Source organism: Arthrobacter sp. UYP4, assembly GCF_057291175.1.
Window position 1 is genome coordinate 93,471 of sequence record NZ_JBXAVU010000003.1, and the last position, 15,709, is coordinate 109,179.

At 57.9% G+C, this 15,709-nt stretch carries 13 protein-coding genes and 5 pseudogenes; 5 read left to right on the forward strand and 13 right to left on the reverse strand.

Translation table 11 applies throughout. The annotated features are described in order from the left end of the window. Nucleotides 1-176: 176 nt before the first annotated feature. From AC0Z9V_RS12665 to AC0Z9V_RS12695, 7 genes and pseudogenes are all read right to left on the reverse strand, one after another. Complete coding sequence (locus AC0Z9V_RS12665) at nucleotides 177-317, reverse strand: hypothetical protein (protein ID WP_485141731.1); 141 nt, start codon at nucleotides 315-317, stop codon at nucleotides 177-179. Nucleotides 318-506: 189 nt separating this feature from the next. After that, nucleotides 507-1,265, reverse strand: a pseudogene (locus tag AC0Z9V_RS12670) (DUF6994 family protein). Between the two features lie 245 nt (nucleotides 1,266-1,510). Continuing rightward, nucleotides 1,511-1,993: a hypothetical protein gene (locus AC0Z9V_RS12675; protein WP_485141732.1), complete on the reverse strand. Its 483-nt coding sequence runs from the start codon at nucleotides 1,991-1,993 to the stop codon at nucleotides 1,511-1,513. A gap of 397 nt (nucleotides 1,994-2,390) precedes the next feature. Next, nucleotides 2,391-2,843: a hypothetical protein gene (locus AC0Z9V_RS12680; RefSeq protein WP_485141733.1), complete on the reverse strand. Its 453-nt coding sequence runs from the start codon at nucleotides 2,841-2,843 to the stop codon at nucleotides 2,391-2,393. A 128-nt stretch (nucleotides 2,844-2,971) separates the two neighbouring features. After that, a pseudogene (locus AC0Z9V_RS12685) lies at nucleotides 2,972-3,490 on the reverse strand (DUF1643 domain-containing protein). A 90-nt stretch (nucleotides 3,491-3,580) separates the two neighbouring features. Beyond that, on the reverse strand, nucleotides 3,581-4,210 hold the full coding sequence (locus AC0Z9V_RS12690) for a DinB/UmuC family translesion DNA polymerase (protein ID WP_485141873.1): 630 nt from the start codon (nucleotides 4,208-4,210) through the stop codon (nucleotides 3,581-3,583). Nucleotides 4,211-4,441: 231 nt separating this feature from the next. Then, nucleotides 4,442-4,609 (reverse strand): annotated as a pseudogene (locus tag AC0Z9V_RS12695) (Y-family DNA polymerase); the annotation flags it as partial. Nucleotides 4,610-5,376: 767 nt separating this feature from the next. On the opposite strand from AC0Z9V_RS12695, the gene AC0Z9V_RS12700 reads away from it, so the two are divergent. Further along, on the forward strand, nucleotides 5,377-7,386 hold the full coding sequence (locus tag AC0Z9V_RS12700) for a hypothetical protein (RefSeq protein WP_485141734.1): 2,010 nt from the start codon (nucleotides 5,377-5,379) through the stop codon (nucleotides 7,384-7,386). 378 nt (nucleotides 7,387-7,764) lie between these two features. Here AC0Z9V_RS12700 and AC0Z9V_RS12705 read toward each other — a convergent pair. Both AC0Z9V_RS12705 and AC0Z9V_RS12710 read right to left on the reverse strand, forming a co-directional pair. Beyond that, nucleotides 7,765-8,028, reverse strand: a pseudogene (locus AC0Z9V_RS12705) (Y-family DNA polymerase); the annotation flags it as partial. 37 nt (nucleotides 8,029-8,065) lie between these two features. Continuing rightward, nucleotides 8,066-8,463 (reverse strand): annotated as a pseudogene (locus AC0Z9V_RS12710) (LexA family protein). 292 nt (nucleotides 8,464-8,755) lie between these two features. Between AC0Z9V_RS12710 and AC0Z9V_RS12715 the strand changes: the two are divergent. After that, nucleotides 8,756-10,030, forward strand: coding sequence for an AlbA family DNA-binding domain-containing protein (locus AC0Z9V_RS12715; protein WP_485141735.1), 1,275 nt, complete (start codon nucleotides 8,756-8,758; stop codon nucleotides 10,028-10,030). A gap of 95 nt (nucleotides 10,031-10,125) precedes the next feature. Here AC0Z9V_RS12715 and AC0Z9V_RS12720 read toward each other — a convergent pair whose 3' ends face one another. Further along, nucleotides 10,126-10,416, reverse strand: a complete 291-nt coding sequence (locus AC0Z9V_RS12720; protein WP_485141736.1) for a hypothetical protein — start codon at nucleotides 10,414-10,416, stop codon at nucleotides 10,126-10,128. Between the two features lie 47 nt (nucleotides 10,417-10,463). Beyond that, nucleotides 10,464-10,634, reverse strand: coding sequence for a hypothetical protein (locus tag AC0Z9V_RS12725; protein ID WP_485141737.1), 171 nt, complete (start codon nucleotides 10,632-10,634; stop codon nucleotides 10,464-10,466). Nucleotides 10,635-10,969: 335 nt separating this feature from the next. Between AC0Z9V_RS12725 and AC0Z9V_RS12730 the strand changes: the two genes are divergently transcribed. Next, nucleotides 10,970-12,079 carry a hypothetical protein gene (locus tag AC0Z9V_RS12730; protein WP_485141738.1) on the forward strand — a complete coding sequence of 370 codons (1,110 nt, stop codon included), beginning with the start codon at nucleotides 10,970-10,972 and terminating at the stop codon, nucleotides 12,077-12,079. A gap of 70 nt (nucleotides 12,080-12,149) precedes the next feature. Here AC0Z9V_RS12730 and AC0Z9V_RS12735 read toward each other — a convergent pair whose 3' ends face one another. Continuing rightward, on the reverse strand, nucleotides 12,150-13,286 hold the full coding sequence (locus AC0Z9V_RS12735; protein ID WP_485141739.1) for a YaaC family protein: 1,137 nt from the start codon (nucleotides 13,284-13,286) through the stop codon (nucleotides 12,150-12,152). A gap of 1 nt (nucleotide 13,287) precedes the next feature. On the opposite strand from AC0Z9V_RS12735, the gene AC0Z9V_RS12740 reads away from it, so the two are divergent. Continuing rightward, nucleotides 13,288-13,464 (forward strand): hypothetical protein, encoded by a 177-nt coding sequence (locus tag AC0Z9V_RS12740; RefSeq protein WP_485141740.1) that lies wholly within the window; start codon nucleotides 13,288-13,290, stop codon nucleotides 13,462-13,464. Nucleotides 13,465-14,123: 659 nt separating this feature from the next. On the opposite strand, the gene AC0Z9V_RS12745 is transcribed toward AC0Z9V_RS12740, so the two are convergent. Then, nucleotides 14,124-14,654 (reverse strand): hypothetical protein, encoded by a 531-nt coding sequence (locus AC0Z9V_RS12745; protein WP_485141741.1) that lies wholly within the window; start codon nucleotides 14,652-14,654, stop codon nucleotides 14,124-14,126. Nucleotides 14,655-15,110: 456 nt separating this feature from the next. Between AC0Z9V_RS12745 and AC0Z9V_RS12750 the strand changes: the two genes are divergently transcribed. Then, on the forward strand, nucleotides 15,111-15,635 hold the full coding sequence (locus AC0Z9V_RS12750) for a small multidrug efflux protein (protein ID WP_485141742.1): 525 nt from the start codon (nucleotides 15,111-15,113) through the stop codon (nucleotides 15,633-15,635). Nucleotides 15,636-15,709 lie beyond the last annotated feature (74 nt).

Below are 15,709 nucleotides of genomic sequence, written 5' to 3' on the forward strand. Positions count from 1 at the left end.
CTGTTGTAGGGGCTAAGCCGTTACGACCAGCCGCTCAGGGTGGCAGACGGACGAAGGAGTCGTGCTTTGATCCGCCACAGGCTTCGATACCCCCCAACATAACTGACATTATGTTGTGGCATTTCCGCAATACGGCGAGACATGTTCGCTCCCGCGCAACGACGGCTGACCCGACCTCAGATTGGTGACATCTTCACCCCGACCAGTTTCCTAACGGCAGGAGACGTTTCACGCCCCAGCTCCTTATCGAGAGCAACCTTCATCTCGGCGGCGAAGATCTCGCGGCGCAGTGTCCTGAGCAGCTCATCCGTGCTCATCAGTCGGGACGTCCCGAGAACAGTCACTTCCGTGAATGGCTCGTTGGCCCGCGGAACTCGGGGCGACTGCATGGCAGCCAGGCGCTTTACCGCCGAGTTGCTGCGCAACAGCAACAAGTGATGCAGCAATGCTCCTGAATTCTGTGGACCAGGCACTTACTGGTCAGGCACCGTAGAAGTTGATCGACGCTACCGGACGACCTCTATGTCAGGGTGGTTCTCCTCCACCCAGGTGGCCATCCGTGTGCCTCTTGCGGCGATGAAGTCGAGTACCGCCTCACGGTAAGTGACGTATTCCTCCGTCCTCGTTGGCAGTCCCGAATGGGTGACTTCGTTGAACGGCAGGAAGTACTTCACGGCGTCGTAGCCAGGCGTCACCAGGTCCTGGAAGTGGAAGAAGTCCACGAACTCGCGAAACCCTCCAAAGAGCTCGAAGAAGTCCTTGTAGTTGGTGAGGACATCCTCGAGGGGGCTGCTGGGCTCTCCCGCGTAGTGGCACCGGATGCACTCGAGGGTCAGATCCATCCGGTCTGCGATCTTCTGGCGTGTACCCCGGGCCTGGTTCATGGTCGGCTTGTGGATCATTCTGATCGGCCAGATCATGGCGCTGCCGATCGTTTACGGCGGGTTCAAGTAGCGGAGCTGCTGATCATCCGTCAGTTGATTCCTGGCTTCGACGAGAGCTTTCGGCGTCAGCCATGTGGTGTAGGAACTCGTGATGGCGTCACTGCTGACCGTGAACCTCCTGTCGGCGCTCTGCTCGAACATCAGGTAATTGAAGCGACGTACCTTCGCCAGCGCCGGGACCGCCGGGCGGAATATCTGTCCGTCGGGAAGCTCTTTCGTCCAGAGCAGCTGGTGGTCGGCCTTGAGCCGCGGACTGTGCGAATCAGGGTCCCTCCCTCCCGAGTCGAACTTGTAGTTGAAAGTTATGTCGAAGACGCGCATGGCAGCGAGCGTAAGTGCGCGTCGACCCAAAACGGGGAGGAGGCTGGCGGTTTAGTCGCAGGTGTCGCGGGCATCACAGCGTCCCTCGACCTAGCTACCTTCACCAGTCAAACTGCACCACCAGACGACGGGCTCGCCGCGCTCTCGATGTACTCCGATCGCTTCCGGACCTTTCGGCATACACCGAACCACGCCGAATAAAAGCCGGCTACTGCGAATGAGACCGAGGGTTGTGCTCGTCGTCGTCAATCCTGGACCTGCCGAGACTTGATGAGTCCGAGCGCCCTTTTCCAGCTCGGCCGCGCCGGCTTGTGGTTGGCCCCTGGAGGTGCCAGTGCGTACGCCTCTATATGTTCGGGTTCGACTTTCAAGCGCCGAACATAATCACGTGCCTTCCCTCCGAAGGCGACGACTGTCGCGTTCGGAAGCATCTCGAATTGGGCCCGAAGATAGCGCTGAGCGCATCGGTGGTCTCTCTGGCCGCCGATCTCGTTGTCGATTGAACACAGGCGGCCCTCGGTGAGCCACACATGCCGAAGCTGCTCATCAAAGGTGAGATCGGGGTACAGCTGATTCATGAACCAGCGGACATTGCGATGGAACAGGTCCGTTCCCTCCGCAAAGGACTGATACGCATGACGCATCCCATGCTCAAGCAACGTGTCCGGACCGTCCTGAGTGTCATAAATCTCCGCGGGATGGGGATGCCCCGGCTCCGCGAAGACCATCACGAGCTCCACGTCCTCAAGTGCACCCGTGGCTCCCAGAAATCCGCGCGGTATGTGCCCAGATGTCGGTGCCCACCGTGCTTCCCGGCAGATACCGAAATTACTGCAGGGCAGGTACGCCTGACGCAACAATGCTGATAGCTCGTCGTCTGGACGCATCTGAGACCCCCCATATTTGTAGCAGTCAGTGTGGTCACAGTAGTCGCAGCGCCCAGCGAATCCAGGGAGGATGTGTGCATGCGGGACTCACTACTCGGCCGTGAAGCGCTGTGAGAACCGCATTCTTATCGGCGCGACACTCGTGTCAGGAGATTGCTCCTGCAAAAACAACCCTGTCCTCGAAAGTGTTGCCGTAGATTTCCAACCGGACCTTTTGAGCGTCAACAGCTGAGAGACCCTACCCGAAGACGCCTGTCTTCGTTTCTCCGGGCAGGACCGATCCGAGACTTGAGTTGGTAATACCGTCATCGCCTGCGGGGGGCGCCGGTGTTCCGGCCTCTCCTGCGGTAGCGGTCAGTGCTGAGACGCCGACCGCGTCCACGACCTCATCGCCTTCGTTCGTCACCGTGATCTGCACCGCGGCGATCTTGCCCTCCACAGCTCCAGATGCGTAGGCCGAGGCAGGCTTCAGACCTGCGCTTTGTATCGTCACTGTCAGACCGTCGGAGAAGGTCACGGTGTCCCCGAACGCTGCGACGTCGGGCAACGCGGGTTCGGAGGCAGTAGGCGCTGGGGATGATTGAACGCTGTCAGGCGCTGCGTCACGTTCTATCTGCAGTTCAGTGCTGCTACCGCATCCGACCACCGTTACGGCGAGGAGAGTGCTGACCAGCCAGAATTTCGTCTTCATGCGTCTGAGCCCCAGTTTCGATGTACGACCCTCGCCGCTGCGAAAGCTACCTCAAACACAATTTCATATCGGGCGCTTCGTGGCAGAACTGAGCGCGGTCGACAGGCTGCGCGTGCAGACTCGGGTGTCTAAGCCGCCGGCGGGCTCCACGATACAAGCGGTGTGGAGCTGTGGACGTAGAGCGGGTGGCGGGGGTGTCCATCCTTGGTTGTTCCCCAACGCTGCAGGTTCACGCCCTCCTGACTGAGCACCTCGAACACCTCCAGCGCCCTGGTCCGAGCGGAACCATGTGCTCCCCAGGCAGCCACCATCGTGGTGCTCGTTCGAGCTGCTTCAAGGATGTAGCTGTCGTTTTCTGGGCCGATTGCGTCGGGGGCTGTTTTCAGACCCTAAGGGTCGGTGCTGCGCAATGCGAAGAGATTGACCACCCGAAGGCTGTCCGCGCCTGCTGCATCAGCAAGCGAGATGCAGCGCCTGATGGTGCGGTCGTCCTGTAGTGCATCAGCGATTGACGGGTTGAGCATGATTACCGTCAGAAGTGACGGTTCATCCCTCTGCCGCCACTGGCGAGTGAGCTGGTACCGGAAGGAAGCTGTGCCGACAGCTGTTCTTAGTGGATGTCTCAACGACATGACAATCTCAGACATACAAGCATCTTGCCCCACTATCCCGTAGGTGAGGTCTCGCCTGAAGATGGTTCGGCTCCTCGAGGCATTGCTCGCTGGTGAGTGGCTCTATCAGGCTTTGACGATCGGAAGATCTGCCCATTTGGTTGTGTAGTGGGGCGAGAGCATGTCGCGTTTCATCGTCCAATCCGAGCCGGCTTTCAAACCGGCGTGGCCCAATCCGATAGAGGAGCGCCCGAACTTCTGGCTGATCTCATGTAGGAGCGGGCCGGTGTCTTTCGCGCTGATTTTCTCGCCCTCCGGGTCCGAGTCGTTGCCCAAGCCCAGCTCAAAGTCCAGCAGGGTGTCCTGTGTCCCGACTGGCTTGAGGTCGGTGATGATGACACCGGCGCGAATGTAGGAGATGCCTTCTTCGATCAGTGGCAGGAGTCGGAGCGCGGCCCGGGTGAGTTCGAGCGGGTCCGAGGTGTGCACAGGCAATGGAATGCAGATGCTGGGCGAGCTTCTGGTGCCGGCGCAGAAGGGTGAGGTGCCCGCAAACGCGGTAAGTACCCGTCCCTGGAGGTCTTTGCGTGCCAGGCGTGACGCTGCACCCTGGGCGTAGACGCTTAAGGCTTGCCGCATGGCATCCAGAGTGCTGACCGGATTCGCGAAGGACCGGGAGAACATGACCTGCTCGTTGCCGGTGGACTCGCTGGAAGTAATGCAGGGCGTGCCCTGCAACTCCAAAACAGTGCGCATCAGCACGACTGAGGATTTCTTCCGGATCAGGACTGGATCTGCCTGAGTCAGGTCCCATGCCGAGTCGATGCCCAGGGCGTTCAGGCGTGCAGGGTTTTTGACACCGACACCCCAGATGTCGGTGCCTTTCAGCCTGCGCAGGAGCGCTTCACACTGACGTACCGGGACGAGATCCCAGTGGCAAACCCCGTCGAAAGCAGAGTTGCCCTTCGCCCACCGGTTGGCGAGCTTCGCCAGAGTCTTCGTCAGTGCGATGCCCACGCAGACGGGAAGCCCGGTGTTCCTCTGCAGCTTCTGCTTGATGGTCCTGCCGGTGGTGTTTTGTTTAGGGTGAGTACCGCCGAGGGTCAGGAATGCTTCGTCGATGCTGTAGATCTCGAGGTCGGTGGTGTGTCTACCGAGGACCTCTACTGGTAACGACGAGTATCACAACGTCCACTGATGGACGTCTGCTTGGTGCGTCGAAGCATCTAGATGTCCTGACCGGAGTCGTTAATCTCCCGGAGACGGCGAATCGCTTCCTTCGGATCCAGCGTGCCCGAGATTTCTGGGACAGCTACTTAGCCTGAACGCTGCCGCGCTGCCTTACTCAGACGCAGGTACTCGCGGTAGTCGCCTCGGACTTCGTTGCAGTACTTGTCAGTGAGGTCGACCATGTGCCGCACCGGGTCACCAGAACAAATACAGGTCATACCGGCGCTGTGCTTTCACGTTATGCATGGGTTGTCACGAGGATGATCTTTCCAGCACAGGACCTGGTGATCATGGCCTATCAGTGTTTTGTCCTTGCCAGGCCTCCTACGCTTGGCATTCACATGCTCTAGCAGCTCAATCCTCGTGTATGGGTATGTCTGATTCAGGTCGGTCTTCTTTACAGCTACCCATTCACTCTCCTGTAAGCAGGTGGCTTTATCAAGAACTGCTTGTACTCAATCTATCCAACTAAAGATTCCCGCGAATGGGCATCAGCTCTTCACGGATCCACTCCCGCAGCCGCGTGGCGTCGTGATAACGGGCGTGAATGCATACCATCGCCCGATAATATCCCAAACCTACTCACTGATCTTAGCTCGATAGTCGCTAGCTTCAAGGCGCCGAATTTATCGTGCTGCAAGCGTCCAGTAGCAGTTAGAATGGACTACCCCATAGGAAGGTTGCAGTGTCAAATGAAGTTTTCTCAGTTCTGGATAAATCGAGGAAATTTGAAACGCAAGCCAAAGATGCACTCAGCCTCTTTTGAGTCCGCCTCGGTGCATCACATTCTCACTGTGGCATTGAAGGGTAATACTGACCTTGCTCGCTGGGTACGACAACTCCTCGACGCTGATCTTGCGTTTTCAGCCGCTTGGCCTTCCGAAACCGCCGTCCGAGTATCATATAAATTCCGTAAACACGCTCGTCTAATCAGAAGAAATCGTTCTGCAGCGGTGAGTTTTGGGGAAGTAACGCGGGAGGACTCTTGGATCGCGGCCCTCAAATTTGCGTGGAAGTTTCCTCGATACGGCTTTATGTATCTTAGGCGAAAATGGTTGTCTACGGTATTCGCACCTTCTCTGTCAAGGTTTGTAGATAATCAATCTTTGAGGAGCCTGCTAATTCTCTTTCTTCGTTTTCCGATTTCTACAGTCAAACACGTTCTACCACACATTCGAGTGTCACGTTCTAATAATCGGGAAAACGAGCTCGATCATAAAAGAGCACCTGAAGAAAACGACGAACCAGAGGTAAACTCGCTGGAAGGCGACCCAGAGAGTGAAACGTTAGCTATTATTGACGAAGCAGAAGAGAATTTTCTCCACAGGCAAGTTCTTTCCGCCGCAATTCGTAAAAGCGATGCTAATTTGTTTGGCGGCGAGGATCGAGATAATGACGGTTTTGTTCGCTTGATGTTGAGAGAAAGTTACCACCATTTTGTCCTACCTGGCTCGGAAGAAGAACACTATGTCGTTTTCGAACCCCGTTTGCTGCTTCACGAATCAGGCGTAGCGCAAATAGACTTAGTATTGAGTGCTGAGACGAAGTTGAATGTTCGACAGATTTTAGCGATGACATGGGGGTCTGAACCACTCTTCGTACGTTCTCAAATGGCGCTACCTTTAGTTCGTGGTACCCAATTGGAAAATTGCATGGATTTTTCAGGAAACGAACTAGACGCAAACCAGCCTCTTGGAACGATTGAACACGAAAAACCCGTGTCAATGATTGATCTCCAATTCATACATTTGGATGCTGTTCTGCAAGTACTCAAGCGCTCATTTAGCTATTGGAGCTTGTATCCAGTGTCAATCGTTGCGACTAGCCCTTGCTGTGAACCGGAGGAGTGGAGGCAAAATCATCATGACGACCTTATTCGGCTTACAATTAGAAGTTCCCATGATGGGCATATAGCCGATCATGTGAAATTTCCACAAGACTTATCTCTGGATAAAGACCATTCATTATTTGCTGAATTAGGTTCGGCAATTTACTTACAGTGGAGAGGAGCCCCGCCGATCGGGATTGGAGAGTTGAACACAGCACTGATATTCGAGTACGCCCAACTTACTTATGTTCGCCTCCACTCGTTAGAAAGTGCTGTTTCGCGGATGGCAGGCGGGGAAAGACCGTTACGGCGACGCTACCGTGAAGCAGTCCGCCTATTCTCTGAGTTGCGTCAGCGTAATTTACGTTCCGGCGAAGCGAGAGAAATTGTTCGACAGCACTTTGATGCCTTTGGGATGTCGGACACACGAAGGACAATCGAAACCGCTCTCAATTTGTCGGCTGCGGCGCACTCCGCACGAAGTGCTGAACGTGCTGCTGGACGCGCCTGGTGGATTACCTTCCTAGCTACTGTCATCGGTCTTGTGGTCGCTGTCCCTCCGCTTACGGAGGTGCTCTCAACTTTTCCTCCGGCCGAACAAGGCGAGACCCCGCTTCTGGTTCCACTTAGGTGGGTATCTGACCAGGGATTTTGGGGGCCATGGATTTTTCTAGTAGGACTAGTCGCCACGGTTCTGGCGCTCCGGATCGCAGGTTGGTTGTGGCGATGGAGACTTCGAAAAGTGCCTTCTTTTCGCCGCGGCTATAAGTGGCCCACAGAGTTTACTTTCACCGATGATGTTTACTCCCCTGCTGGAACCCATACAAAAGAGGAGGCTTCAGTAAACAAACTAAACCAAGTTAGCAAGAGCTAGTCAAAAATTTGAGGATGTTTGAGCGGTTTCTAATCTAGGTCGCCTTAAAGAGTAACCTCTTAGCTGCTCAGTTGCTGAATGAGGTTACGTTGCCCCACATCATTTGTGACTTGTTGCGTTACGTTTCATGGTCAGTCAAATTAGCCCGAACTGTGACCAGTCAAATGCGCCCGAGCTAGGGTGGCCGTTTGTTGTAGTTCCCTATTCTGATGAATTACTGTTCGCTGTTGCTCGCTTGAAACGCCGAGCAGCTCAAGAAGACCCATACGAAAATCTTGATTGGGACGCTAACATCAATTCCAATGAAGTTGCCTACGCCAGTCGATAATCTTCGATTTCTACCATCGTCAGTTGCAATGGCTGCAATAGTGCACGGTTCATGACGCGGGCGCTCATATCCCCGTACAACTCGTAGTTACTCGATCTGGCTTCCAGTCCCCATGCTTTAGCCTGATCAGCGATCTGGAACCACGGCGCACCCATCGGGATACCCAGAGCCTTCGCTTCGGCGCTACGGGTGCTCACGCACCCGTCATTGTTGGACAACACGACCAGGGGCTTGCCCTCCAGGGACGGGTCGAAGGCCCGCTCGGAGGAGACGTAGAGATTGTTGACGTCGACCAGGGCCACACTGGAGCTCATAGAAGTGGAGGCTCGGGCAGCAGATTCAGCGTCCGGGTCAGACATGGTGCAGGCATCTGGTCGCCACGCCCCAGATGACCAAGCTTTCCGGATCCGGAACAGGACAGGGATGACCGGGTAGGCGTCGCTGGATGCGATAAGCGTGACTGTGCTCGAGGTACTTGAGCCAGGGCTGCCCTCACGGGCTGTGCTGGTGACACGTAGCCGCCGGATGACGAGTTCGCCGTCGAGAACAGCAATGACGACGGATCCATCCTTGGGCTGCAAGGCTCGGTCGACAATCAGCTCGTCGCCATCGGAGATGCCCGCACCGTCCATGGCGTGCCCGGACACCCGCACGATGTAGGTGCTGGTGATGTCTGGGATGAGATGCCTGTTGAAGTCGATCCGGTCCTCGAACCAGTCCTGGGCGGGAGATGCGAATCCCGATGGCATGAGCTTCGTGCGAGCAGCAGCCGGAGCTGGCCGGCCTAGTGCTGTGCCTGAGGCGCCAAACTCATCCATGTGTCCGCGCACCTTCCTGCTTTGCCCTGGCGGCCTTGGGCGCTACCGCAACCCAAGCACCCGATCGTAGACGGCGGCGCTGACGCACCAGGCCCCGACCGCGGCTAAACCACAATATGATGAACCCGGCGCGAGCGTGACATCAGCTCGCGTAGAAGAGTCTCGGTTCGGACAGCCACCGATACGCTGGGCGGACTTCCAGTGACCAACCCGAGGACACGTAATGCCAGACACCGCTCTGCACCGAGCCCTGAACGTGCGTAACCGCGACATCACGGCAGCCGACCTGCAGGTCGCCATCGAGCTGGAAATTCGTGAGAGCAATGAACTCGACTGGAAGAAGGTGCTTCCCGCGAAGTCGCCGAACCCAGATCAGGCCGCCAAGCAGAAGGACTTCGCCCCGGACCGCGAGTTCGCGAAAGACGTCGCTGCGATGGCCAACAGCGGTGGGGGCACGATCGTCTTCGGTGTCGAGGAAGACGGAGGGACATCTGCGGCGAAATTTATCTTTGGCGCCGGCGAGTGGGGCGATGGTGTCGAGCGGAAGCTCCGTAGCTGGGCCGCATCCAACATCCAGCCTCCGGTCTACGACCTCTCCATCAACTCCGTACTCGTGGATGAGAAGACCGTCGTCATCGTGCATGTGCTCGCGAGTTCACGGGCCCCGCACTTCGTGTCCTACGGCGCCGAGACGCACCGCGTGCCCCGCCGCACAGGAACGAAAACGGTGTTCATGGCCGAGCGGGAGATTGAGGCTGCGTACCGCGCGCGCTTTAGGGGCCAGTCGGACCGGGAGGCGGCTCTCATCGCTCATCTCGTGCGGGCGGGGAAGCGAATTCAGGGTGAGCATGTAGGCCTCGCCCTTGTCGCAAGCCCAACGAGCGAGCGGCCGGCGTCTTATGGACCGATCACGCCCAACGAGTTTGGTGCGATCAGAAAAGCGATGACGGTCACGAATCGCTTCCTCGCCGACAACGACTCGCGTATGGAAACTCTTGGGGACCGCTCGCGTCGCGGATTGAGGCGCTGGGTGCTCGAGTTCCCGATCCCCGGAGCCGGTGTGCATTCGCTCCTGGAGGTGCACGACAACGGAACGGTTGTCCTTGCCTGGCAGCACAGGCCGGCCCAGAACATAGACCAAGCAGCCGATGTACACGAGTGGTCCGTGCATCAGGGGCCGGCGTTCATGGCGCAGCTCGTTGAGGCGGCCGCTGAGGTTCTTGGCATCTCTGCTGACTTCGATGTGCGCTTCCAGCTGTCGTCGAGCACGGATCCCATCTGGATCCGCCGGTATGACCAAGGCGAGCTGGTTGACAGGGAAGAACTGCTTCCACTCGTTGATCTCGAGCCGATCGACGCAGTGTTCACGATTTCAAGTGATCCTAATGTGCTTCTTGACCAGGTGCGTGGGTTGGTCCTTGATGCGCTCAACAGCGGCGGGATCAACCGCGTCAGGCCTGACGTTTTGAAGTCCCCGAGGGTCATCTCTACGCCCTGATGCCACTCCCCCTAAGGGGCGTGATCACGCACCGATAATCACGGTTGTGCCAACTGATGTTGCCAAACACGCCTCACAACCCTCCCCCGCGATCGTCACGGACCACTTATGAGGGTGGTGGCAATGATGAGTACCTGGATCAGCAGGAAGCCCCATAGGGCCGCAATTACTGCCCACCACAGATGTCCGTCTTTTAAGGCGAAGATCGCTCCGACGACGCCGAGTAGAACGGGCACGCTGAACATCCAAATAGGGCAAAGAGCGCCGGAACCAGTCCAGTCGGGAAGCAGCAGGACGATGACTGCGGCCAGAAGCATCAGTACCCATGCGGTGGCGGGTCTGACTAAGCGAGGTGCCTCATCGACCTGGTCAGCTGCGCTGTCCACCCGTCGCCTCCGCTTCTGGTGCTGAATCGAATAGGACGACCTGCTCGTCAGCTGGCGCCGAAGCGCGCTCTGACAGCTTGGGCTTGCTCGGGGGTCAGATACCACCGGGTCTCATGCGGTGACAGCAGCCCGTACTGCTCCCGCAGAAAGGTCCGGATCCTCTTGGCGTTTACGCCGAGCTCGCGCGACAGATCCGCCGGCGTTGTCTCTTCATCCATGCAGCGCAGCGTAGCTCAGGGCGTTCTGATCGATTTCGGATGGCCCGGAAGGGGATTCTTTACGGGGCGGTCTGTGCCGCCCCCAACGCAGAGGGGGCGGGGTACTTCTAGGGTGTCACCGGGCTGGTCCGCAACTTTGCGTAGGTGAGACTGGACCACGTCACGATTACAGTGAGCCAGAGAAGTGATCACAATCAGCGATTCGCCTGCTGCCGGACGGTAAACTCCACTTAGGACCAACCATTGGGGGCAGATTGAATAACGGCGAGCACCAGGACCACGACGAGTACGAGGAGCCAGAACAGGGTTCGACGACACCCACACCCGATAGCTCTATGCAGGGATCTGAGGCGGACACACCCGACGATGTCGAGAAAGCGGCTTCATCGGCTGACATGGCGGCAGACGAGAATCCGCCGCCATCAACACCGTTCATGGCCTCAAAAGCCGGATTGCCGGACATGTCAAAATTTTTCCCAAAGATGCCAGACATGTCGAAATTCTTCCCGAAAATGCCAGACCTATCGAAGTATTCCCCCAAGATGCCAGACATGTCGAAATTTTCCCCCGTTATGCCGGACACGTCAGCACTCTTCCCCAAAGTCGAGACGCCCAACTTGGCTGCTATCGCATTTCCAAAGATTGATGTAACGAATCTGGGCGCATTTTCACAGATCGACGTTTCAAAGCTCTTCGGCTCGCTACCGAATCAGGATTCAATATCCAGGATAATCGGTGTGATTGAGATGCCGAAAGTCGACTTCAGCAGCCTGATTCCCGACTTCAGTAAGATTTTTGAGAAAATATCTGAAGCCAGCCCACCCAACTGGCCTGAGGACATTGATTTCGATCTAGCGGAGTCCATCCTCAATACCGAAGGCATCCCACTTGTCTGGGTGCCGCGGGCAGAAATCATCTCGGCGATGCTCGCTGCGAACGATCGAATAGCTCGGCTGCAGGTCTTGGTCGATCACCGGGAGGACGTTTTACACGACTGCCGCGAATCTTTGCATCGCATCACACACGCCAGCTTTACGGATCAACTTCCGTTAGCGGAAAGGGTTGTTGCAGCTCTTGAAGCTGGATTTGATCAACCGGCCCAGGCCCTTGCCGTGACAGTCACCGAAACTGCTGTTGCCGCGACAATTTCCAGCAACTACGGCACAGTGAAGAAGCAGGTACATCTTAACTTCGATCAGATTCCATACACTCTCGTGCGGATCCAAGCGGCTCTTGCTCCCATCGGAGTATTTTACACCTCCTGGTATGCCCATGAGAACAAGCCAAGACCCGAGGCGCTGTCACGCCACGTGACCGTCCATGCCGCCAGCACGGGCCATTACACCGAGGGGAATGCGTTGGTCGCAGTGATGCTTATGTCCTCTGTTTTGTGCGCCCTACAAGAGCTGCAAGAGCAGGCAGATCAGCAGAGGCCCGGCGCATAAAAGCATCCTTCACCGGCTGGCAGCGGACATAGCTTAAACGGGCGTCGGCAGCATCTCAGCACTCGCTCTTCTATCGTGGTGGTCGGTTCAGGAGCGACAGGATCTGGTCTGGTAGCGCCTCACTAGCCTTTGAAAGGACTGTCTCCAGCGGCACTGCGTGATGGGATTGGTTAACATCGACCGCTTGCGTCCACACAACGGGCTTGTAGCGTGTGATCATCGACAGCCCGTAGAGCAGTACCCACCAGCTAAGGATTGGATCCAGTGATTTCTGTCCTGGAACGGCCGCCGGCATGAGTACCGTGGACCTCCTGTATCCGCGAAGGTGTGATTCGAAGTTCTCAAGCTCAAACTTTGCTAGATCAAGGCGTGCACCCGCATCATCGATGTGCTGTCCGTTGCCTGTGGTTGTAACGAGTAGGGCCGGTTCAAGGTCCGGGTATTGACGCTTTATTGCCGCACCGTTCTCCTCTGCGTCTTGTTCGCTCAGAGGGATCGTGAAGTGACGCTGGCTGTACTGCCCTGGAAGCGAACCGTCATAGACACGATTGACGAAGAGCGGAAGGGGGTAGTTGGGCTGTGGGAAATCTAGAGAGACTTCGAGAACCATGTTCCAAATTGCAGCCAGAGACACAGGCGTCTTTAGGGGGTCTGAATTGAGCAACCATGCGAGCCTGCTGAATGATGAGTCAGTTCCGCCGTCTCCTCTAACCTCGCAGCTAAAGAGAGCGTCTGCTTTAAGGCTGTCTAGGTGCAAGAGTTTGAGCCCATGCCCCCGCACCTCAGGTGAAGTCGTTTTATCGGTGGGTGTAAGCGCCGCTGATATCGCCCGTCCTGCCTGAGACAGCCCGTAATACAAGTTGAGGGACCTCGATTCGTAACCGATGTGCTCAGCCGCCTTGAACTGCTGTTCAGCCTGTTCCAGAGCGCTCACGAATAGTTGTGTCCGGCTCTCGGGCATCCAGGTAGGAGGTCTGGAGCGAAGCGCGCGGATTCTGCGCCAGCTTTCCTTGTAATCCTCTGAGTCACCTTCGAAGATACGTCTTGGCATTAGACCATCTTCCGCCAAGTTGCTGCTCTTTTGGGGATGTCCAGCTGTGGCCCGTCTGCACCCGGTGGGAGCTCCGGCCGAGTATGCCGACCGGTTCACGGCGGCACTCCCGGTGAGGAAACCCCGGTCACCTCCTGTGCTCTTATCTTTGGCCATCGTGGCTGTCTTCTACGCGGTCTTCGCTTTCCTCGTCAAACCCCTGCTGGGCATCGATGGGCGGGACTACATCGGGTCGATGATGCTCTTGCCTGCGTTGGCCCTGAACTTCATTGGCATCGCGATCAGCTTCCTCACCACGACGTTCAAGCGTGCACCGAGCACAGCCAAGGACTGATCGGCTGAGTTTCACTGCTTTGATCAGATACAGCCCACAAGTGGGCTGACTGTGACCAGAATCCGGCCACAGGTGTACGCCGAACTACAGCCAAGCCCACATCTGGCCCTAACTCGGGCTAATCCCGGGCGGCATTTGGGCTGAGACCGACCAGTCAGAAAGCCAACAGCAGGTCACGGGCAAACTGCGGACCAATCATGGGCCTGATGTAACGAGAAGCTGACCAGTAATGGCCCCAGACCCTTAATGCACACTTAAATCAACGCGAGACGTCCTTGAGCGCGTCATCGGCGCCCACTATTCGCCCAGTCACCGCACAGCTCTGGTCACCCGTGACCGGTATTCGACCAGCTCTGTCCACGACGTTGCAGCCTTCGGGCTGCTTTCAAAGGTCGCAGAGTTTTCGCCGGTGTCAGGCTGAAGGGCAGGAGCCCGGTCGCCCACCGACGCTCGCCCAATACGGACACTCGTCATTGTGGTTCCCCCAGTCGCACGCGTGAGGGCCTTCGTGGTGGTGCCACCCGCCGAAACGACCAAGCTCTTCATACCAGTGCTCGCATCGGATCACTAGAGGAGAAATGTCTGTGCTTTCAGCGACCACAGACCCATGGTCTCACTCGTCGGATGCGAAACATCATGCGGTACTCCGGCGGGTGCCGCTAGCTCTCCGGGCCACTACTATCAGCATGGGAATCGTCGGCGCCACGGACCTGCCTGGCGAGCGGCGGCTCCAACAGAGACAGCTTTATCACCTGGGGCGAGGTCGGACGCCCCAGCTCTCGATCGAGGGTTACTTTGAGCCCTGCCGCCAAGATCTCACGTCGCAGGACACTCAGCACCCGGTCCCTCCCATTCGGGCCGTACCGGGTGCGAGGAGTCCTCGCCGTATCACGGACCGATTCGGGCGTATCGTCCATGTCTGCACTGCGTGGCGGTACCTTCTGTGGCTCTGGAAGGATCTTCAGCTCACGGGCGTCCTCAAGGAGTTGTTCGATGGCTTCATCTTGCATCCGAGTAGACGATCCTTGCCAGACAACATCGAGCATCATCGTCTCCTCAAGATTTGCCGCCTCACTCATTGCTAGAGCGCGCACCGCTCTGAGACCGTAGCCATTCATCATCTCGTTCTCAGAGAGCGTGGCCTCCAGCGCCCACTGGGTGCGCGTCCACCACTCGGAGTTGGCGGCCACGCCCCTCTTCCGCTTTTGTTTGGGCCTGGCTCCCTTGGTCGGGGCCGTCACCGGCTCCACCGTCACCGCCCTTTGAAAGGCCCCCATTCCCTCGTCTTCACGAGGGAATGGGGGCCTTTCGCTTCGCCCCGGAAAGGGATCTGCGGTTCCGGCGTCCAGTCGACGAAGTAGAACGTCGATCGAGTGATGTCCTCGACGCCACCGCCTGCTCCCCTCACGCCCGTTGCGACATTGCGCAGCGCGGAGTGCACCGGCCCCCGATCCGCTGCGGTGGACGCCCCGGTGTGGCGCATGCCTCGTCCCGACGCCTTGACCCTGTTCCTGGCACAGCCTCTTCAATGGTGAGCACATGGAGCAATCCAGCCCGGCACAACGCTCGTGACTTCACAACCAGAACGCGCTGACTCGCGGTGGGACAACCTACGCCGGCTGCCGGAAGAGACGAAGGAGAATGTCATGGCCAACCCGTACGAGGGCATGCAGGAGTGGGTACAGCAGCTACCGGAGATCGTGCAGCCGCTGGGCGTCGCCGTCGCCGCAACGGTCCCCTACATCGAAGGCGAGGGTGCTGCCGGAATCGGCATCGTCCTCGGGATCAACCCGGTCGTGGCGGCGCTCGCTGCCATGATCGGCAACTTCCTGAGCGTGCTCGCCGTCGTCGTGATCAGTTCCCGTGTCCGGGAGAAGGTCGTCGCCGGTCGAGGAGGCGGGGACGGGCCGGCCGATCCCGCATCCACTGCTCCATCGGCCCGGCGTGTGAAGGGGCAGCGCCGCCTGCAGGGCTGGCTCTCCCGATTCGGCGTGCCGGGCGCGAGCCTCCTCGCCCCGCTTGCTCTTCCCACGCAGCTCACCGCCGCGTTCTTCACAGCATCGGGGGTCCGGAAGGAGCGGGTCCTGTTCTGGCAGGCGATCGCCATCGTCCTGTGGACCGGCGTCATCGCGGCTCTCGCGGCCGGGCTCGTCGGATTCCTCGGGTGGTGACCGAAGCCTGCGACCACCGCGGGTGGGACGATGGGTTCCCCACGGGCCGGCTGACGGACAGCGGACGCAGCGAC